Origin of the sequence: Psychroflexus torquis ATCC 700755, assembly GCF_000153485.2 — a bacterium.
GTDB lineage: Bacteria > Bacteroidota > Bacteroidia > Flavobacteriales > Flavobacteriaceae > Psychroflexus > Psychroflexus torquis.
In genome coordinates, this window is record NC_018721.1 from 2,588,207 (window position 1) to 2,609,891 (window position 21,685).

Below are 21,685 nucleotides of genomic sequence, written 5' to 3' on the forward strand. Positions count from 1 at the left end.
GCAAATATAACTGTAATTTTGATTTTGACAAAGCGAATTGAATTTATTTTCTAGTTTCTTTTTAACTCCTTGGAGTCTGCCCTTCCAGATCAACAATAAGTTCATTCGCCTCTTTCTTTCCACTCTCTCTCCATACCATTTCACCCAAATCGTAGAGCATGTAGGTAGGAAGATTCTTTACTTTTAACGCCTTAACCAGCTGAGGGTTCTTTTCAGCATCAATTTTGATAATCCTCAACCTATCTCCTAAAGCAGCACTCACGTCTTTTAACCGGTCGTGGATACCTTCACAGTCTTCGCTCCAATCTGCAAAAAAATTGATCAGAACAGGCTTTTTCTCATCGATAATCTCACCAAATTTCGTCATCGAATTTTAATTTTATTAAACTTAGTTTAAATTACATCAACTTCCAAATATTTTAGGGTAATGTATTTACTGGGTCTGGTGTCTTTTTAAATCTCAATTTGGCTCTAAGGACCAAATAAAACATCACAGGAACTATAATTAAGGTCAAGAAAGTCGCGAAAATCAATCCAAAAATCACTGTCCATGCCAAGGGTCCCCAAAAAATTACGTTATCTCCACCCACATAAACATTTGGTGCATAATCTACAAATAGTCCAAAGAAGTCGATGTTCAAACCTACCGCTAGTGGGATTAATCCAAGTACTGTTGTGATCGCTGTAAGCAATACAGGTCTAAGTCTAGATTTACCTCCAGCAACAATTTCTTCAAAATACTGCTGTCTGGTAAGCATCTCTTCATCCTCTATGTTTAACTTTTCTTTTCGTCGGTCGATAAGGATTTGAGTATAATCCACAAGGACAATCGCATTGTTGACAACAATACCCGCCAGTGAGATAATTCCCATCATGGTCATGATAATCACAAAATCCATTTGGAATATACCAATGCCAAAGAACACCCCGCCTAAACTCAAGATCACCGCCATCAAAATGATAATTGGCTTTGAAATAGAGTTGAATTGTGCCACGAGAATAAGCAGAATCCCTCCTACGGCCAGGAGAAGTGCTTTAATAAGAAAATCTAAGTTCTCTTCTTGTTTTTCTTGTTCCCCAGTAAATTTATAATTCATACTCTCTTTCAAGTCAAAATACTGAAGCTCGCTTTCTATTTGCTGAACAATTTCATTACCGTTATAACCGCCGAGGACGTTAGAGTAAACTGTAATAACTCTCTTTAAATCTTTCCTTTTGATAGAGGAAAAGGTCGATGTTGGTGTCTTTTCTATTAAGGTAGAGATAGGTGTTTGTATGATCTTACCTTTTTTGTTTCTGAAGGTTACTGGCTGATTGAAAATTGTGTTCTCATCATACCGGGTTTTTTCATTAAATCTCACATTGATCTGGTAATCATCATCTACATCCTTATAAGTGGACGCTTCTTCTCCAAAGACAGAACGTCTTATAACTTGACCAACCTGAGCTGTAGATATGCCAAGTTTACCAGCTTTTGCTTTATCGACTCTAATGTCCATTTCTGGTTTGGATTTATTGATGTCGATTTTTAATTCTTCAATTCCATCGATGCCAGCTTCGTCGATAAATTCTCTCATGCGCTCTGCTTCAGATAACATCTGATCGTAATTCTCACCTTTCAACTCAATATTGATAGGATATCCTGAAGGAGGTCCTGCAGAGTTTTTTTCAACAACAATGGATACTCCGGGGAACCCTTTTATAGATTCTCTGACTTCGTTTAGGACTTGGCTACTTCTTACGCCTCTTCGAAGCTTAAACTCTCGCATAGATAACGTAACTTTTCCGCGATGAGGCATTTGGTTGGCTTGCCCAGCGTCTGTATTCGGATTTCCAGAGCCTTTGCCGACTTGTGAAATAGCGGACTCGACCATAAAGTTATAGCCGTCCTCATCTTCGTATTTTTTTAAAGTCTCAAAAACACGTTCCTCTACCTTCTTGGTCAGTTTGTTGGTCTTATTAATGTCTGTCCCCTCAGGATATTCTATATAAGCCATAATCTGATTTGGCTGATTTTCGGGAAAGAATAAAACTTCTGGCTGTACAATGCCAATAAACACAAAGGAGGAAAATAAAATACCTAAAGTACCAAAAAAGAAGAAGTAAGCTCTCTTTTTATATATCGCAAACTTGAGTAATTTCTCGTACGAGTTTTCCAATTTTTTTAAAGATCGGAACTGGAAGAAATAAATTGCTTTCACTAAAAATAACTTATAAACCCAAAGTAGAATAGAGGCTAATATGGCAAGATTTCCTAAACCGCGTAAGCCTCCAATATCCAAGAAAAACCCTAAGCTCAAGGAAAGAATACCTATTCCAAGAAGGATAAGACTCCATCGAATCGTTTGTTTATTTTCTAATTTATTTTCCTCAACTTTCATAAATTTTGAGGTTAACATGGCGTTGATGATGAGCGCTACAAATAGTGAAGAACATAAGACCACCGAAAGTGTGATGGGAAAGTAGATCATGAACTTACCAATGGTTCCTGGCCATAATCCCAATGGGAAAAAAGCTGCAAGCGTTGTCGCCGTAGAAGCGATGATAGGCCATGCAATTTCTCCTATCCCTTGTTTTGCAGCGGCTGTCCTACTCATGCCCTGGGCCATGAGCGAGTATACATTTTCTACAACCACGATACCATTATCCACCAGCATACCTAGCCCCATAACCAAACCGAATAGCACCATTGTATTTAGCGTAAACCCAAGTCCCGATAAGATGATAAGCGATAATAGTATAGACATAGGGATAGCTACCCCTACAAAAAGAGCATTTCTAAAGCCTAAAAAGAACATCAAAACGATAATAACTAAGAGTACACCAAAGATGATGTTATTCACTAGGTCATTCACTTGGTTTTCAGTCTTTATAGATTGGTCATTGGACAGGCTGATATTTAAGGCTTCTGGGAAATAGTTTTCTCTTTCATCATTAACGATAGTTTTAATTTTTTCTACCGCCTCAATCATATTTTTACCGGCTCTTTTTTTCACATCTAGCATGACTACCGCTTCACCGTAATTTCTAGCAAAGGTCGTAGGATCTATGGTGTGGAAATTTACCTTAGCGACGTCTCTTAAATACACTTCACCTCCATCATCTTTAACCACAATGTTGTAAAGCTCATCTGGGGATTCTATTTCTCCTAAAATCCTGATGTTCTTTTCAAATCCGTTGGATATGATGTTCCCTCCAGAGATGGTTCTGTTTTCATTACGAATAGAGGTTATAATATCGGTAAAGCTTACTTTCATAGCAGCCATTTTATAAATGTCTACGGCAACCTCTACTTCTTTTTCATCTACACCTCGGACGGTGGCCTCTTTAATTTCAGGTAGCAACTCTACCTTATCTTGAAGGTGTTCTGCAAAATCTTTTAATTGCTGAATATTATAATTACCCGTAAAGCTAATATTCAATATAGGAAGCAATTCAGATATATTAAGGTCGAACACATTGGGCTCCACCTTTGCACCATTGTCTAGTGTTGGCCAGGTAGTTTCAGATTTAACTTGGTCTACCTTGTCTTTGACAAGTTGCTTGGCGTTCTGTATTTCTACATCTTCTTCAAACTCCACAATTACCATGGAGTAGTCCTGTAAAGTAGAAGAGGTGATTTCTCGAACGCCCTTCACATCTTTAAATACTTCTTCTAAAGGTTCTGTAATAAATTTTTCAACATCTTCTACAGAAGTCCCAGGCTCAATAGAACTAACGTATATTTTGGTTTCAATAATCTCTGGAAAATCCTCTCTTGGCATTCCGTAATAAGCCATAATTCCTCCAATGAGTATAATGATGCTTATCACATATACCGTCATCTTATTGTCGATTGCCCAAGACGATAAGGCAAATTCTTTATAAGTGTTCTTTTTGGCCATTACTTACTTTTTTTGAAAGTTCAACACTCTTACTTTATCATTTTTTTTGATCGTTCTAGCGCCTTCAGCTACCACAATATCTGTAGATTTCAGACCTTCTAAAACTTCGATCTCCCCTTGATAATTTTTGCCGAGTTTTAACTCTTGGAAATTAGCGATGCCAATACTATCATTTTCCATCTGAAGAGAAAATGTAAAGGATTGTCCTGATGCATTCTCTTGCAAGATATTTTCTGGGATAACGATAGCTTGTTTGGAGGTATAGTCATTTAGTTTTAAAGTAGCAATCAAGTTGGGCTTTACAAAGTCAATACTATCTGGGATAGAGACTCGCACTCTAAAATTTCTATTGCTTTCTGAAATATTACTAGAGACTTGGGAAACCTTCCCTACAAAGCTTTTTCCTATAGCCCCAAGGGTTACAATAGCTTCAGAGCCTTCTCTGATATTACCGACATAATTTTCTGGAACATTTGCACTAACGTACATGTCTCCTAAATTCAAAATTCTAAAAATTGGTGTTTGGCCTGGGGAAACTACCTGACCTTGGTCTGTAATAATTTCATCTATTTTCCCAGAAAAAGGAGCGTAAATCACAGATTTGTTGAGTTGGCTTTTCATTTGGTCAACTGCATTATCAATTTGCTCAAAGGCTGTTTTGGCTTCAAGGTACTGTATTTCTGAACCTATATTCTCATCCCAAAGTCGCTCCTGTCTTTCGAATCTCGTTTTGGAAAGCTCTCGCTGTGCTTTCATTTCTTTCAGTTGGCTCGACTGTCCGCCATCATCAATTTTGGCTAATTTTTGTCCTTTCTTAACCTGGTCACCTTCTTTGACGTAAATATCTTTTAATACACCAGAAAACTGAGGGTAAATCATGATGTTTTGGTCTGTAGTCACGTCGCCTTGGACAGTGACATAGTGATTAAAATCTTTTGGAGCTAGACTTAAAGCTTCTACTAAGGCATATTTTGAAGAATCTTCAAATTCCACTAATTTTTTGTCCAAGGTCTTAATCTGGCTGTTGAGTTTCCTCATCGAGGTATTCAATTCCTCACGTTTTTGATTCAGTTCTGCTTTCGATCCATTTTCGACAATATCTTCGATAGACTTTTCTTTGGGACCACAAGACACACTAATAAGTAGGGAAAGTATGGTGAGGTAAGATAGATATTTCATGGGTTTAGTTTTCAAAATTTGTGAATGGAGTATTGATGATCTTTTCGATTTCTGCTTTGGAATTGATAATATCTAGCATAGATTGCAGCAATTCGTTCTGTGCAGTGTAGAGTTGTAACTGAGCTTGTCTAAGTTCAAAACTCGTACCAACTCCTTCTTTAAATTTGATTTGGTTTTTGCGCTCAATGCGTTCTGCAAGTTTCAGATTGTCTTTCGATAATTCATAATTGTCTATTGCAAATTCAAAATTGCTCTTTGCGTTATTTAACTGAAGTTTGATCTGGTTGACGGCCTGTACCTTTTGGGTTTCAGCTTTTTCCATTTCAATTTTAGCTTTTTGAGTTCGAGCACTTCGCTGAAGAGAACTGAAAATGGGAACATTTAGGCTTACCCCAATCGTGGAGAATTCAAACCAATCGGCTCGTGAACTAAAGAATTCAAAATCCTCTCCAAAACTGGTTTGTCCATAGTTTGCAAAAGCAGATAAGCTTGGCAGTGCTTTGCTTTTTTCAAGTTTCATTTCCAACTCTCGCTGCTCTACCAGATTGTTTGCAATCTTAAATTCGATGGTGTTTTCGACCTGTAAATCTTCAGTTATAATTTTTGCTTCCAAAGCTTCTCTATTGGCTAAGTTTTCTAAATCTTCCAATAATTCGACTTTAGTATAAATAGGTAAACCCAACACCATATTGAGGCTTTCTTTTGAAATATCCTTCATACGTTTGGCATTATTGAGCTGACTTTGTAATTGCTGGTAAGTAATCTGAAGTTGCTCTACATCTTCTTCCTCGGCAAGACCGTTTTCAAAAGTGATTCGTGTTTCTCTTAGGTTTTCTTTAGCAGTCTCTAGGTTACTTTCTATAATACCAATAGAGTTTTGAGTTAGTAAAACATTACCATAGGCACTCACCACATCTTTTCTTACTTGTAGCTTAGTGCGTGTTTCATTATTGTCTGAATACTCTAAGAAAGTTTTAGCAGCTTGAAGTGCAACGATATAAGAGCCGTCAAATATAAGTTGGTTAAGCGTCACCGAAGCATTCATATTTTGTCTAGGTGAAAACTCTACTGGAACAAAAGTTCCAGGCTCGCCACCTGCAAGTTCTGCTGGAAGTGGAGTTTGCCTAATGATAGGATTATATTCATAAGTTAAATCACCATCGATTTGAGGTAAACCATCGGCAGTGGTTTCCCATTTTTGTTTTAGCGCAATAGCCACATCGCGTCTGGCGTTGATGGTAGCATAGCTGCTATCAATAGCAAAATCTATAGCTTCCTGTAAGGTAAATTTATAGCTCTTCGGCTCATATTGGTCTTGAGCATATACGCTCATACTTAGTATGGCTATGAGACTGAAAATTAACTTTTTCATTCTAGTTGTTGTTTTTCTAGTTCTATTAAGCGTTGCTTTCCTTTGGTATCTACAATACTTCTTAGGTGGTATTTTAAGAATTCTTCGTAAAGTTCTTTAGGTGTAAGTTGGCTATCCTTAAAGAGTTTTTCATCTTTTAGATTTAAAATGCCTGAGATGTAGATCTTGCAGGTAAAAACTTTGTGTAAATCTTTTCTATAATAATTATCCTTTACACCACGATCAATATTTTTGCTGATGGATTCTTCCATTTTGCAAACTTGAGAATGTCGCATTTTATCGTAAATATTTGGATAATACTTTTGAAACTGAAACTGAGGCGAGGTTTTTTCATTCTTAAGCCTTTTCATTACGATTCTTTTAATCTCGAACATTTCCTCGATAGGATCTAGCTGCAGAATTTGAACTTCGTCTATTTCCTTGTGAATGCGATCTCGAATGTAATAGGCGACTTGCTCGACCAAGTCCGACTTGTTTTTGAAATAACCATAGATGGTTTTTTTGGACACACCAAGATCCTGAGCCAGATGATCCATAGTGACGCTCTTGAAACCGAATTCCAAAAACAAATCTCCAGCCTTATGTAAAATATCTTGTTTCATTTAAGAAAGCAAATCTAAGCACGGAAACTTTTTATACAAGAAAAGTTTCCAAAGTTTCGCTAAAATTTAACATTAGGCTCTAAATCATTAGGTAGGCGACTGTTGGAAAAAAATAAGACCATAGAAAAAGGCTTTATTCACATTGAATAGAGATTAAATTCAAATTATAAAAGGATAAAAATATGGTATTGAGCTGTTGTTGATATGGCATTACAGACTAACAAGCATAGCTCATCAGGATTGTGTTTGAACATAAAGCCTTGTCAAATTAAAGTTCATTGTCGTATGACTTTCTTATTAATTCTGCTTTGCTATTAATTTCTAGTGTTTTGTATATGTTTTTAATGTGTGTGCGAACTGTGTCTATGGATATAAATAAATCAATGGCAATCATTTTATAGCTTTTACCAGCGACAATGCCAGTAACTATTTCTTTTTGCCTCTCGGTAAGCACAGTGCTTTTAATCTGCTTTTGTGCAAAGTGGTTTGCTACTTTACGTGCAATAGCTGGTGACATATAAGACCCACCTAGATGTACGACCAGAATTGCTTCTAGTATTTTTTTAAGAGGTGTTTTTTTAGACAAATAGGAGCAGGCTCCAGCACATAATGCTTTATAAATACTATCGTTATCCTCAAATGTGGTGAGCATAATAATGGATACTTCGGGCAATTTCTTCAAAATTAGTGGGATCCCATCAATCCCAGACATTCCTAATAAATTGATATCTAGAAGGATGATTTCGGGATAGTTTTTAGAGAGTTTTATAACTTTAATAAAATCTTCAACCGAAGCTGTAATGAGCAAACACTCTAGGTGGGGTTGAGCATTAAAGTAGTCCTTCAGGCTCTCCTGAATTAAGGTATCATCTTCTATAATGGCTAACCTAATGCTGTCCATGTTCTAAGCTTCAAAACGGTCTAATTTTAAAAAGTACTGCTAGTATTTGTAAATATATTGTAATAAACTAGCTTGTGCAATCACATTAAGATGTGGTTTAGAGTGTGAATGGCAAAAATAACTTCACCTCAAATCCGCTTTCCTTATCAAATTCCAGTTTCCCTTTAAGGTTTACAGCTCTCATAGTCATATTAGATAAGCCTAATCCTGTTGAGGTATAGCACTCCTTTTTATTTCCATTATCTTTTACAATAAGGCAAGACCCTTTAAAGTCGTTGGTGATAGTCACAGCGACATGGGTGGCGTCAGAATGGCGTAAAATATTGGTAATCGCTTCTTTATAAATCAAAAATATATGCTGCTTGGTGGATGCTAGTAATTTTCTATTTGGGTTTTTAACGTTGAAACTATCCATTTGAAAGGAGATGTCTTTTGGTAGCAATAATTCTTCGGCCAACTCGCGCATGCGCTCTAATAAATCTTCGATGGTTTGTCGTCTGCTATCGATACTCCACACCAAATCTCGCATCTGTGAAATAGCATTCCTGCTAATGCCTGCAATTTTTTGAAGTTTAAATTTGTCGGTTTCACTGGCGTTGATTTCCATAAGTTCGGTTTGCATAGCGAGACCGGATAATAATGAGCCAACATCATCATGTAAGTCGCTTGAAATTTTTGTACGTAGTCTTTCCATAGCTAAAGCTTGTTGCAATCGATACCTAAAAATTGAGTAAGCTATGCCAGCTAAAGTCAAAAAAATAAGAGCCATAAACCACCATTTTTTATAAAATATTTGACGTACAGTAATTGGAATTGATAACATAGAAGCACTATCAATTCCTCGGGAATCTTTTCCTTTTATTTTTAAGATATAGTCACCTGCCGGCAATTGGTTATAGCGAATTGATGCCGAGTTGCCTTGGTAAAACCAGCGGTCTTCAAAGCCTTCTAGTTTAGTGCTATACGTGTTTTTTTGATTCTGAAAATAGCTTGGCATCGTCCATTTGATTTCGAAATACTGATCGTAGGGAGATAATTCTAAAGCTGTAAATTTAGTTTTGATGTAATCCTCAATAAAGCTAGATTTATTTTGGTTGTTATATCCTGACGCACTTAGAAGACTTAGTTTTGGTGGATTGGATTCCCTAAATATGTCTTTGGGCTTAAACGTGTTTAACCCGTTCATTCCCCCGAAATAAAAATGACCTCTGCTATCTTTAAAAGAAGAGGCATAATTAAACTCGAAATGTGTTAAGCCATCTTCGGTATAATAATTTTGAAAAATTTCGGTAGCTTTATCAAAATGGGATAAGCCATTATAAGTACTTATCCATAAGCCGTTAGCATCGTCTGATAGCAAACCAACCACATTGTCATTTGGTAGTTGCTGAGATTTGGTAAAGGTTTTCACTTTATTGCCATCTGCTGAAATATGGTTGAGTCCACCACCATAGGTTCCAGCCCATAGGCTTCCATCCGTATCTTCTTCGATAGCTAGGACACAATTTCGTGAAATATTTGGAGTCGTTTCTGTTGTATATTGTTTTCCTAAACGACCACTGAGATGAACTTTAAGTAACCCATTGTTTTGAGTTCCTATCCAAATAAGGCTATCTGTTTTGCTTTCTTCAAAATACCTGTAATCTGAAATATCATCGTCTATTTTAGAATCCTTAAATAAAAGCGTGCTTGTCTCATTTTCTATATCAAAAAGTGTCAATTGTGATAAACTTTGACCAAGAAGAAGCTTTCCGTTTCTCAGTTTAATCATTGGGTTTTGACCTTTAAAAGTAACGTAATTTCGAAATTCATCATAACTTTTAACGCTGCCATCCTTTAGGTTTATTTTTATTAAGGTTTCCCCTAAGGTAAAAACATGCTCTTTTTCGTCGTCTAAAACAAAAAAATTAGACGTGTGTTGAATGGCCTCTAGGTCCGCTTTATCCAATTGAATTTCTAGTGTATCCACCTTACCCTCTAGGGTTTTGTACAGAAGAATGTTGTTATTTTCGCATTTTGCAAAAATTGTTCCATTTTTATCTTCAAAAATACCGCGCATGGCATTTCCCCAACCTTCATTAGTTGACTTAAATAAGGGTTTAAAAAGTTCATCACCTATTCTTATTTTAAACAATCCATTATCTGTTGCTACCCAAAGTAATTTATTGGTATCTATATACAGATCTCTAATTATCGAATACTTAAATCGAGCTTTAAGTTGGTCTGTATAGTTTGTAAACTCACCTTCCGGACTCATCCGGTAAAGTTCATCTAATCCGGAAAACCAGATGTGTTTTTGATAATCTTCTATAGCATTATAAAATTGAATGGGTTTATCGAGGAGGCGTTTATGAGTGAGGTTGTCTTCATCAAAAATATGAATACCGCGTTCCTGTCGTGGAAAATAATAGTGAATATTGCAAGAATCATAAAAGGATACATTAAATTTTAAATCGGTTCCAAACCACTTAAAACTTGACAAATCAAAATTAGCTTCTAAATTTCCGTCGGTATCAAATTTCAAACTTCCGTTAGAGGTGTTCCATAATACGTGACTTTGAGAATCTGAAATTAATCCGGTGTAATCAACTTCTCCTCTTAAAATAGAATATTTAATTTCGAACCGATCACCATTAAATTTTTGAAGATATTGTTTTGCGTTTCCATTTTTAGCAGTTTTGTAATCATCGCTTATAATCCAAAAACTACCATCTTTATTTTTTAGCAAGCATAAAACGGAACCCATAATGTTATGAGTTTTATTGTAAGCTATCGCTTTATCAGTTATTGGATTGAGCTTAAATAGTTTTTCATTAGCTATATACCAAAGCTCATTGGTAGCATCATCAATATCGAAATCTGCCTTAATATATTCTTCTTCAATAAAAAGGGGATTACTTTTATTTGAATTATACACTTTTATATTATATCCATCATAATGCATCAAACCAACCGCTGTGCCCATCCAAATAAATTCGTTCTTGTCTTGGGTAACGGATTTGATGTCTCTATAAGGTAAACCTTGTTCAGTTGTAAAAATATCAATTTGTGAAGGGTTTTGAGCATAGACAAGATGGACTACCAAAAGTAAACCCACTTGCAATACTAAAACGAACAGGATCCTGAAGAATTTCAAAACGTGCTTATTAACTGTTTTATGAACGCTAATTTCCAAATATACATAAAGTTAACTATCAATATCACATCAATATGTGATTGACAATTAATCTATGGATACTTAATTTAGCTAATTCATAAAAACTAATAGTATCAATTCTTAAACTAAATTTTCATGAAAAAAGTAGGTGTTATCGGTGGTTCTGGATTTATTGGGAGCTATATCACAAAACAATTTTTAGATCATGGCTTTGAGGTGAAAGTGTCCTCAACCGATCTTTCTAAAAAAGAAAAATACAAACATTTAAAACAACTCAATAACTCAGATCGCTTAACTTTTAGCGAACTTAATGTTGAAAACAAAGAACAGCTGGAAACCTTTATTTCGGATTGTGAGATTGTGATTCATGGCGGAACCCCCTTTTTATTGAATTTTCAAGATGCAGATGCTCAATTGTTCAACCCAACCATTAAGGGAACAGAGAATTTTCTAGAAGTCATCAGTACGAATAAAAATATCGAAAAAGTTGTTTTTATAGCTTCAGTTGCGGGTTGGAATACCAATTTTCCATTTCCAGCGGAAGGTAAAAGTTTTACCGATACATTTGATGAAACAGAAACCCGGTTTACTTCAACCGAAAGTCATCCGTATGCGCAAGCCAAATTTATGGCTAATCAAGTGGTGGAAAAATTTATAAAAGCCAATCCAAATTTATCCTTCGAAATTACAACGGTTTCTCCTGTGGGCGTTATGGGGAAATCACTTTCCAATCGAGAAGATTCTACTTCTGGAGGTTTACAGTTTTTAATTAAAAATAAAATTGCGCCAGATGATTTTGTAAAAATGTTATTTGACAATGATATCCCATTTTCTCTGATAGATGTAGAAGATGTTGCTAAAGCTATTTTTAAAGCTGCCACAACTAAAGGCCTTCATGGAAAAGATTATCTATTGGCTAAAGAAACCTATAAAATATCGGATATGAACCTGATGCTAAATCAACAAGAGCCAAAAGAAAGTGCGGCTATTGTGTATAAAAACGATTTAGCAAAAAAAGAGTTGAATATGGATTTTAAACCTGTCAAAGACTGTTTGTATTCATTTTAATGAAAAAATACTAATAGAATTTAAAGATCAAACTCATGAAAACTAAAAAGCTATTATTTATTCTAATAATTATTGGGATAACAGCTTCCTGTACCGATACAAATACGATTAAAAAAGACATCAAAATGTACGGACAGGTTTGGCATGAATTTATAAATAAAAGGCAAATAGATAGTATAAACGACATTTATTTTGCAGAGACAAGTATAACAGTTTTAAGCTCTGAAAACAGTGGAGGGGTTGACGATTTTAACGCCTATTATAAAAACCTAATGGTGGGTTTGCCTGATCTTGAGTTTAACATTTCTAAGGTTTTCGAGCAAGATGAAAATAGTGCCTACGACCAAGATTTTATGGATGATATGGTGTTTAAGGAGCAACTAGGTATCGCATCTGGCTCTACTAATCTCACTATTATTGAGAACTTATATAAAGCCTTTGCAACTGGAGATATGCCCACAGTAGTTGGCCACATGGATTCAAACATCATATGGAACGAAGCGGAAAGCAATTCGCTTGCAGATTGTAATCCATACATAGGTTCAGAAGCTGTTTTGAATGGTGTTTTTGCTCGTATAGGTGGCATGTATGAATCTTTTGCTTTACACAATATCGAGCTACACGAAATGAGTTATGATAAAGTTTTTGCCACATTACGCTACACTCTTAAAGTAAAAGCAACAGGAAAAGAAGTGGATGTACAGGCAGCACATTTGTGGAATCTAAAGGATGGAAAAATTATTGAATTTCAGCAATACGTGGACACTAAGAAGTTAGCATATGCCGAAAAGTAATTCCAAGACACAGAAGACTGTTTATTAATATTAATCCATACACTCCATTAAAAATTTCAAAAGGTGTACTTATAATGGGTTGTAGAACAAAACTTATTCCACTACCACAGAACAGTTTTAAGGTTGACGAAGGTGATGGGCAGATTCAAATTACCACCCTGTTCAAAGGAGGAATAAAATTAACAAGTAGGAAAAATGAAATTCATCCTAAAATTGAAGAATGGATTATCAGTGAATAAGAATTATTAGAAACTAAGGGTAATTATTGGAGTGATGAATTGGAAACGGTTTACCATTTAATCTTAAGGAATAGGTCATTATAGTTAGTACAGAGTGCATAAAAAAGCAGTAGCAAAGAGTTCTACTTTATTCTGAAAAACCATTAAAAAAAGATTCGAGCTATCTCGAGAAATAAATATGGTAAAAATATTTAGAAAAATCCGACATCGTTCTATATCCGAAGGAAAAACAAAAAAATATTTACTTTATGCAATTGGTGAAATTGTACTTGTGGTTATTGGGATTTTGATTGCCTTGCAAGTAAATAACTGGAACATAGAAAAGAGCTATAAAAAAAGAGAAGCAAAATATCTCACCAATATTGTTTTGGATTTAAAGAAAGATATCGTCCGATTGGAGTATCTCGTTGCATTTAGAAAAAACAGGTTACTCGGAGATCAAAAGCTAATTCAAGAAATGAATGGTGTGCTTAATCGTGATTTAGCTGAAGTATCTAAAAATGTTGTCAACACATTAATGGAACAAAACTTCTCGCCAAACAACACGACCTTTTTAGAGCTTACAAACTCTGGAAATTTTAACCTTATAACAAATGATTCTATAAAAATATTTTTGTTAGAACTAGAAGAACTCTATAAAACCAATACTCTAAACATAGCTCATGAAACCTTTGACTATAGAGAATATATTTCAAAACCAGCAGCCAATCTTATAAGCATAGATCAACTATTTCCGGTATTTATAGGTGTAAAAACCATTGAAGAACAGCAAATAACTCGAGATAATTTTAATGCTTTGTTTAAAAGTAGAGCCTATAAAAATGGATTATTCATCATGACTTTTATGTCTAAGTCTTACATCACAGCATATGAAACTATAAAAATGAAATCAGAAAAAATCATTGAACTCATAGAACTTACAAAATAATGAAGGATTACAAATAGGTATAAAACAGTAAAACCTACATATAAATAAAAACAGATGAAAACAGCTCTTCTTACAGCCATTGCATGCCTTTTTTCAATTGTGATATACTCACAAACCTATATTACAAATGTCACGATTACTGATGTTGAAAACCAAAAAATGATTCCGAATCAAACTGTGGTTATTTCTAAGGATATCATTAGTGATATCCAATCCAGCAAAAAGATTAAAATTCCAGAAAATGCCACCATTATTGATGGCACAGGAAAATATTTAGCACCAGGATTGACCGATGCACACATTCACTTTTCTCAAAATGGCGGCTTATATACCCGACCAGACGCCATTGATTTGCGAAAATTCAGGCCTTACGAAGATGAAATTAAGATTTCAAAAATTAACATGGAAGGTAAATTGCGTCGCTATTTAAAAAACGGAATCACCACTGTTTTTGATGTGGGTTCTACGCTATACTTTCTAGAAAAAAGTAAAGATTTTGAAGATAAAGACTTTGCACCAACGATCTATATGACAGGACCATTATCAACCACATACAAGCCTGAAATTTATAAAAACTTCGCTGATGATGCGCCTTTTTCATTAACGCAAACCATTGAAGATGGGATAAAATCAGTGCAAGATCAACTGCCCTACCAACCAGATTTTATAAAGATTTGGTATATCGTTGGTGCTGACGGATTGTCCATAGAAGAAAGTGCCCGAAAAAATTTACCTATCGTCAAAGCTATTATTGATGAGGCCCATAAAAACAATTTAAAAGTTGCGGTTCATGCTACCCAGCGTATCACAGCACAGTTAGCTTTAGAAAACGGAGCTGATTTTTTGGTACATAGTGTTGACGACGAAATCTTAAAACCAGATTTTGTCCAATTAATGAAAAAGAATAAAGTGGTAATCTGTCCTACGTTAATTGTGCATGGTGGCTATGTAAATACCTTTGGTCAGAACCTTGATTTTTCTTCCTATGAGCTAAAAACCACAGAACCTCATCAATTAGGAACTTTACTAGACCTAAAGCATCTGTCAGATACTTTAACAGTAAATCGCTACAGGGCAATGGGCAATTCCAAAAAAATGTTGGCGGGTTTAAAAGTAGCGGATTCTATCAGCAGGGCTAACTTAAAATTACTATCAGATGCAGGGGTGACTATTGCCACAGGAACAGATGCCGGAAATATAGGCACCTTACATGTCTCTTCTTATTTAGCCGAACTAAAAGCCATGCAAGCAAGCGGCTTGAGTAATTGGCAAATTCTTGTGGCTTCTACCATCAATGGAGCAAAAGTTTTAAACAAAGAAAAAGAATTTGGAAGTGTTGCCGTTGGTAAAAAAGCAAATCTAATTTTATTAGATGCCAGCCCAATCGACGATCTTGAAAATCTTACCAAAATAGATAAAGTCATCAATAAAGGCAGAGTTTTTAATCCTGAAGACCTATTAAAAGATACACCAGAAGATTTGGCACAACGTCAATTGAACGGTTACAATTTTAGAAATATCGATGCTTTTTTAGAACCTTATGCAGAGGATGTTGAGGTTTATAATTTTCCAGATGAGTTGCAATACAAAGGAAAAGACGCTATGAGAAATAGCTATGCTCAAATGTTTGCAAACACACCAAATTTACATTGTGAGCTAGTGAATCGCATTGTTCAGGGCAAGATGGTTATTGACCAGGAGCTTGTGCAAGCTGGCAATCGGGTTATAGAAGCCATTGCCATGTATCATATTGAAAACGAGAAAATTCAAAAGGTATATTTTATTAAATAATTTTAAAAAAGGGCAAAGCCGAAAACCTTAATAGAGTACGGACATAAAAACCAATCAACATGAAAAATATAATAGTATTTGCAATGGTCATCCTTTTTGGTACAACCGTTTTCGCACAATGGGATTACCCAACGACCAAAAAAGTAGAAGTAATCGACACCTATTTTGGTATAGACTATAAAGACAACTACCAATGGCTGGAGGATTTAACAAATCCCGAAGTAGAAACCTGGTTTAAAGAGCAAGCAGATTTTTCCAATGCCACAATGAGCAAAATCTCTGGAAGAGATGAACTCATTGCCGAATGGCGAAAATTAGATGCCTTGCAATCAGCAACTTTTAGCGACCTAAAAAAAGTAGGTCAACGCATTTTCTTTAAAAAGCGAATGCCTGGCGATAAAGTGGGTAAAATCTATTACCGTGAAACAATGGACAGCCCAGATATCCTACTTTTTGACCCCTTAAACTTCAAAGCAGGTAAAACCTTATCCGTCGAAAGTTTTATACCCAGTTATGATGGAAAAAAACTATTGATAGGCTATTCTGAAAGTGGGGCAGAAATTTCTGTCCTTCAGGTTTTGGATATCGATTCCAACACCTTTTTACCAGATCTTATTCCTGCCACTGCAGGTGCCATGGGTTGGACTTTTGATGATAGTGCTTTTATGTATATGTGGATAAAATCTACCGACAATAAAGACCCAGAGGGGCGATTAAACCCTAAAACAAAATTGCACAAATTAGGCACAGATTACAAAACCGACGTTGATTTTTTCAGTAATGAAGCCTATCCAGATATGAATATTCCTTCCAAAGCCTATCCTTATATATCGCTTTCAAAAAACGCCAAAGACTTTGTATTTGCAGGACAGGGCACGGTTGCCAAAGAATTAATTCTGTATTATGCCCCGTTAGACCAATTTAATTCGGGAAACATTGCGTGGAAAATCTTATGCAAAGCATCAAATAAATTAATAAATGGTACATCAGACCAAGGAGGTTTGCCAGAAGTTTTTGGCACTAAAGTATATGCCATTACTTATAAAGGTGCTGAGAAATATAAACTGATTGCTACAGATTTGAAAAATCCGGACTGGGCAAATGCCGAAACCGTCGTTGCCGAAAAAGATATGAGTTTAACAGGCTATACTCGTAGTAAAGATTACCTCTTACTCAATTATAGCGATGGGATCAATTCACATCTTTTTAAATTTAATCCCAAAACAAAGACAAACACAAAAATCACTTTACCCTTTATGGGAATTGCGCGGGCGAAATGTCTCGACACTAAAACCAACGACTTTATCATAGACCTTACCTCTTGGAACAAACCCTTGACAGAATTTATGTTGAATGCCGAAACCGAAACCTTTACAGCAAGCCCTTTTAATCAAACAAACGTTTATCCTGATGCCTACAACGAACTTGTGGTAGAAGAAGTAGAAGTAAAAGGCCACGATGGCGTGATGATTCCGCTATCTATTATCTATAAAAAAGGAACAAAAAAAGACGGTTCTAATGTTTGCTTTATGCGTAGCTACGGCGCTTATGGTAGTAGTGCTAATCCTTATTTTAGTACCCTTTACAATGCACTAGTCACAAAAGGTGTGGTATATGCGGTGCCTCATGTGCGTGGTGGAGGCGAAAAAGGCGAAGCTTGGTATAAGGGAGGATTTAAAACCACCAAACCCAATACGTGGAAGGATTTTATTAGCTGTGCTGAATATATGATTGCCCAAGGCTTTACCCAATCGTCTAAATTATCTGGAATGGGCACAAGTGCAGGCGGAATCTTAATTTCAAGAGCCATTACCGAAAGACCCGATTTGTTTGCCGCAGCCATAAATAATGTAGGAACTTCTAATAAAATGAGAGGCGAATTTTCAGCAAATGGTCCTGTAAACGTGCCAGAATTTGGTACTGTTAAAGACCCCATCGAAGCAAAAGCTCTGTACGAAATGGATGGAATGCAACACGTTGTAGATCGCGTTAACTATCCCGCAGTAATTAATGTAGCAGGTTGGACAGACTCGCGCGTTGTGGCTTGGCAACCAGGAAAATTTGCAGCAGCCCTTCAAAATGCAACAGCATCTAATAAACCCGTTTTAATGAAAGTAAATTATGACAATGGCCATTTTACGGAAGACCGGGAAGTAACCTGGGCAAATTTTGCAGACCAGTTTGCCTTTGTGATGTGGCAATGTGGGCATCCCGATTTCCAACAGAAGCTTTAAAAAAGATAGTGTGTGCAAAACTTGGAGCGGTTAAAACGCTTTGAGTTTGTCCACATTTTAAATTGGAAAACCCTGCGACTATCTCAGCGTTGGTAAGGTGTGTTAGGATTAGAACCTATCGGCAATGATTTTTTTAAATCAAACAGTGGTTTTTATGTGAGATTTAATCGGAACATAAAGGAGGGGATTTCAAATTTGAGCATCAGTTCTAGTGCAACATTAAATGTTATTTTTAAGCGTAAGGAATAGATCATTATGCTTAAGTATGTAGTGCAATGGAAGGCACTATATTTAAAAGTTGTACTTCAATATGAAAAACCATAGAACATAAAAGAAGCCTGATCAAAATTTTATAACCTAAGGAAAGGTTTAAGACGAACATATTATCCACACTGAGAGAAGTTGGAGTGTAATGATAGAAAACAATACTATAACCACATAAATAAATAATTATGAAAAAAACCAATAAATACCTATGCACACTGGCAGCAGGAGTATTAATGCTAAGCCTATTGAATAGTTGCTCTGAGAAAAAAGATTCTAAAGAGGAAGTCAGCATCACAACTGAATTCAATTTAGATATTGTCAAGGCAGAAATTGAAGAGGCAAATACCAATTTTATGGCATTAGTTGCCGCTGGAGATTCCATAGGCTTAGCGAATGCCTACACCATTGATGCAAAATTCATGGGTGCTGGAGCACCATCGGTAACTGGCAGAAAAGACATTCAAACGGCTATGGCTGGAATAGTCAATTCGGGTATTACTAGAGCTGATTTAAGATTGGAAAACATTTACGGGACTGAGGATCTAATTGCTGAAGAAGGAGAACTTACTCTTTACGTGGGAGACATGGCAGTAGCAGAAGAGAAGTACATCGTCCTTTGGAAAAAAGAAGATGGGAAGTGGAAATTGTTTAGGGATATTTTCAATTCCAATTTACCTACGGAATAGTAAGCGTTTGAATTTAATGCTTAAGGTATTTATATCTGAGTGCTAAAAATCCTTCAACTAAAGTTGTACGACATCATAAATTTAATCTGGTATAACTTCTGGTGAAGAGGATTTAAGTAAGTAACTGCTCCATAAAACACTTTATAGAGGTAGCTACTTAAGTACATATTAATTTGGATTGATATAATTTCGGTTTTTGCATCATTCTAGAAACAAGGTTATGAAAGATGGTTTTCTTACTTCTAGACCTATTCAATCGATAACAAAATTCATCAAAATATCCACTAATATGGAAAGAACTTACATATGAATAGGTAGTTCTAATCCACGATTTGATTTGATGAATCATAGTGTGTAATATTTTGAAGTTTTTCCCAGAATTACTAGGTATCTGTTCGATATTAAATTCTTTAGCTATAGGTCTATATCCGCGCCACAAATCCGTGTTGATACTTGCCGTTTTTGAGATATGCTTATCAAATATTGGAAGTAATTCTTTAGCAGAAAAGTCATTTATTTGATTCACGTACATTCTTTTCACTTTTCCATTTTCTGTTAGTTCAAGGGCTACTACAGCTTTTTTTTTCTTGGTATTATAGCTTCTCCCAACCTTACCATCTTCTTTTCCACCTACCACAAATTCGTCTACCTCAACGCGATTCATCATTGGAAAGTTCTCACTAGACTTCATAGCATCACGAACCTTGTACATGAACATTCGGGCAGTATAAGGTGTAACTCCTACTCGTTTTGCCAAATAACTTGCTGATAAACTACGAGTAGTCGTTGCCATTTCAAAACAGATGATAAAAGCCTTATCTAATCCAAATTTTACTTTATGAAAAAGCGTGTTTGCAGATGCTGATTCTGTATGACTACATTTATTACAGGTACGATCATAATTGGAACGAATTTGACAAGCACTATGATTACATTTTACACATTTGAAACCATTTTCCCATTTTATTTCTGATAGGTATTCCTTACAAGAAAGCACAGAATTGAACCGAACATAAAACTCTTGGGCATTTTGCCCTTCAAAATTAATCATATAACTCTTATTTTATTCACATTCAAGATACAAAAAACTATGAAACTAAATAGCTACCTCTAACACTTTATTACAGAAGGGAAATCCCAATTTTAAAATGTATGTTTTGAATGGACTTTTAACAGGCATCAAACAAATAAATATAGAGGACTTTATAGTGTTAAAGCAGAATACTAACTTTGATAAAATTGATTTTAAAGGCATAGCATCTTATAGCGTACTTGAAAAAAAGACTATCATTTTAATAGCAATAAGAAATAAGTTTGCTCATAACCAATTGCCTAACAAAATAATAAATGATTTAGCTAATGAATTTGTTAAAAAAGAAAAAAATGAAACCTATGCTAACTATTATTTAAAGGTTTTAAAGAAAATGATTTCTGATTTAGCATAGCATATCTTAAATAAGCTCTTTGACATCCTAAAATTACAAACATAGAAAATGATTATATTTGTAATAGTATAAAGCTATTTGCTCCTTTTTTATTCGTTAAAAAAGAGCTTTACCACTTCATTAACAGGACGTTACAACAGGTAGGTTGTAACTGCCCTTATTTTGAAGGGTAAACACAACGAAATCCTGAAAATCAACTATCCTATGAAGGTTGTAACTGCCCTTATTTTGAAGGGTAAACACAACCATTTGTTCGTTAATTGGCGTAGCACTATCGTTGTAACTGCCCTTATTTTGAAGGGTAAACACAACCTCTTAATACTCTAAGTGTTAGTTTTGTTTGTTGTAACTGCCCTTATTTTGAAGGGTAAACACAACTTTGTAGTACATATTAAGAAATGTTAAAATGTTGTAACTGCCCTTATTTTGAAGGGTAAACACAACGGTTTTAGTTGCAATCAAAATTGTTTTCGTATTGTAACTGCCCTTATTTTGAAGGGTAAACACAACGCATTCTTTTGTTCGCTCCCAGCTTGCAAGTTGTAACTGCGCTTATTTTGAAGGGTAAACACAACTTTTTTGACGTAATAATTCCAAAGCTTTATGTTGTAACTGCATTTTTTAAGGCGCTATAACAGTCAGAAATATTTACAGGAATAAGAAAGAAAGGAAACTTTAGTACTTTTAGAACCCATAGAACACTCCTTATTTGATTGTTCTAAAGATTTACAGATGGAATGAAAACAAGAAAATACATCATAGATCACTGACCGAAAATAAGATTAGTAAATACCTGATTTATGCTATCGATTATATCATCCTCATGGTGAATGAAATCTTGATCGCCTTAAGCATTAATAGCTGGAATGAAAATAACAAATTAGAAAAGGAGACCTATAAAGTACTTTTATAAATGCGAGGTGAATTTTTAAGAAACATATCAAATTTGAAAAAGCCCAACTGCGTTTAGTCTTTTTTTTATTACTTCCAATATCAGGTTGATGATTAAAACATTGTAAATCTGTATTTTAGTTGGATAATTTGGTCTTTTCATCTATTCACTAATTTGGTGTAAGGTCTTTTATTATTTTGTTGTGTAAATAATTGAAACGCATCAAATCAATATAATAACACATTA

17 protein-coding genes are annotated in these 21,685 nt (G+C 35.2%); 9 read left to right on the plus strand and 8 right to left on the minus strand.

Translation table 11 applies throughout. From position 1 onward, the window contains the following. Positions 1 to 61: 61 nt before the first annotated feature. The 7 genes from P700755_RS11045 to P700755_RS11075 all read right to left on the minus strand — a co-directional run bounded on the left by P700755_RS11045 (position 62) and on the right by P700755_RS11075 (position 11,074). Positions 62 to 367 (minus strand): thioredoxin family protein, encoded by a 306-nt coding sequence (locus P700755_RS11045; protein ID WP_015024751.1) that lies wholly within the window; start codon positions 365 to 367, stop codon positions 62 to 64. Between the two features lie 52 nt (positions 368 to 419). Beyond that, the gene (locus tag P700755_RS11050; RefSeq protein WP_015024752.1) at positions 420 to 3,884 is read right to left on the minus strand and encodes an efflux RND transporter permease subunit; all 3,465 of its coding nucleotides are present in this window, start codon (positions 3,882 to 3,884) and stop codon (positions 420 to 422) included. Between the two features lie 3 nt (positions 3,885 to 3,887). Beyond that, the gene (locus P700755_RS11055; protein WP_015024753.1) at positions 3,888 to 5,063 is read right to left on the minus strand and encodes an efflux RND transporter periplasmic adaptor subunit; all 1,176 of its coding nucleotides are present in this window, start codon (positions 5,061 to 5,063) and stop codon (positions 3,888 to 3,890) included. Between the two features lie 4 nt (positions 5,064 to 5,067). Next, positions 5,068 to 6,435: a TolC family protein gene (locus tag P700755_RS11060; protein WP_015024754.1), complete on the minus strand. Its 1,368-nt coding sequence runs from the start codon at positions 6,433 to 6,435 to the stop codon at positions 5,068 to 5,070. Continuing rightward, positions 6,432 to 7,037 (minus strand): TetR/AcrR family transcriptional regulator, encoded by a 606-nt coding sequence (locus P700755_RS11065; protein ID WP_015024755.1) that lies wholly within the window; start codon positions 7,035 to 7,037, stop codon positions 6,432 to 6,434. Before P700755_RS11065 ends, P700755_RS11060 begins: the two co-directional genes overlap by 4 nt. 268 nt (positions 7,038 to 7,305) lie before the next feature. After that, on the minus strand, positions 7,306 to 7,938 hold the full coding sequence (locus tag P700755_RS11070; protein ID WP_015024756.1) for a response regulator: 633 nt from the start codon (positions 7,936 to 7,938) through the stop codon (positions 7,306 to 7,308). 97 nt (positions 7,939 to 8,035) lie between these two features. Beyond that, positions 8,036 to 11,074, minus strand: coding sequence for a sensor histidine kinase (locus P700755_RS11075; protein WP_157609283.1), 3,039 nt, complete (start codon positions 11,072 to 11,074; stop codon positions 8,036 to 8,038). Positions 11,075 to 11,230: 156 nt separating this feature from the next. Here P700755_RS11075 and P700755_RS11080 point away from each other — a divergent pair, with 156 nt between their 5' ends. From P700755_RS11080 to P700755_RS11105, 7 genes are all read left to right on the plus strand, one after another. Beyond that, complete coding sequence (locus P700755_RS11080) at positions 11,231 to 12,163, plus strand: NAD-dependent epimerase/dehydratase family protein (RefSeq protein WP_015024758.1); 933 nt, start codon at positions 11,231 to 11,233, stop codon at positions 12,161 to 12,163. Between the two features lie 35 nt (positions 12,164 to 12,198). Further along, entirely contained in the window at positions 12,199 to 12,957 is a 759-nt protein-coding gene (locus P700755_RS20770; RefSeq protein WP_015024759.1) for a nuclear transport factor 2 family protein, read from the plus strand. Between the two features lie 74 nt (positions 12,958 to 13,031). Continuing rightward, positions 13,032 to 13,196, plus strand: coding sequence for a hypothetical protein (locus tag P700755_RS19995; protein ID WP_015024760.1), 165 nt, complete (start codon positions 13,032 to 13,034; stop codon positions 13,194 to 13,196). Positions 13,197 to 13,374: 178 nt separating this feature from the next. Next, positions 13,375 to 14,124 carry a DUF6090 family protein gene (locus P700755_RS11090; protein WP_015024761.1) on the plus strand — a complete coding sequence of 250 codons (750 nt, stop codon included), beginning with the start codon at positions 13,375 to 13,377 and terminating at the stop codon, positions 14,122 to 14,124. Positions 14,125 to 14,178: 54 nt separating this feature from the next. Next, the gene (locus P700755_RS11095) at positions 14,179 to 15,915 is read left to right on the plus strand and encodes an amidohydrolase family protein (RefSeq protein ID WP_015024762.1); all 1,737 of its coding nucleotides are present in this window, start codon (positions 14,179 to 14,181) and stop codon (positions 15,913 to 15,915) included. A gap of 59 nt (positions 15,916 to 15,974) precedes the next feature. Beyond that, positions 15,975 to 18,149 carry a prolyl oligopeptidase family serine peptidase gene (locus P700755_RS11100; protein WP_015024763.1) on the plus strand — a complete coding sequence of 725 codons (2,175 nt, stop codon included), beginning with the start codon at positions 15,975 to 15,977 and terminating at the stop codon, positions 18,147 to 18,149. Positions 18,150 to 18,601: 452 nt separating this feature from the next. Further along, on the plus strand, positions 18,602 to 19,102 hold the full coding sequence (locus P700755_RS11105; protein WP_015024764.1) for a YybH family protein: 501 nt from the start codon (positions 18,602 to 18,604) through the stop codon (positions 19,100 to 19,102). 157 nt (positions 19,103 to 19,259) lie between these two features. Here the strand turns inward: P700755_RS11105 and P700755_RS11110 are convergent, their stop codons facing one another. Next, positions 19,260 to 20,153: an IS1595-like element ISPto10 family transposase gene (locus tag P700755_RS11110; RefSeq protein ID WP_015024117.1), complete on the minus strand. Its 894-nt coding sequence runs from the start codon at positions 20,151 to 20,153 to the stop codon at positions 19,260 to 19,262. A gap of 106 nt (positions 20,154 to 20,259) precedes the next feature. Between P700755_RS11110 and P700755_RS11115 the strand changes: the two genes are divergently transcribed. Together P700755_RS11115 and P700755_RS20000 are read left to right on the plus strand one after the other, a co-directional pair. Beyond that, positions 20,260 to 20,547 (plus strand): hypothetical protein, encoded by a 288-nt coding sequence (locus tag P700755_RS11115; RefSeq protein ID WP_157609284.1) that lies wholly within the window; start codon positions 20,260 to 20,262, stop codon positions 20,545 to 20,547. 709 nt (positions 20,548 to 21,256) lie between these two features. Next, positions 21,257 to 21,460 carry a hypothetical protein gene (locus P700755_RS20000; protein WP_157609285.1) on the plus strand — a complete coding sequence of 68 codons (204 nt, stop codon included), beginning with the start codon at positions 21,257 to 21,259 and terminating at the stop codon, positions 21,458 to 21,460. Positions 21,461 to 21,685: the final 225 nt, after the last annotated feature.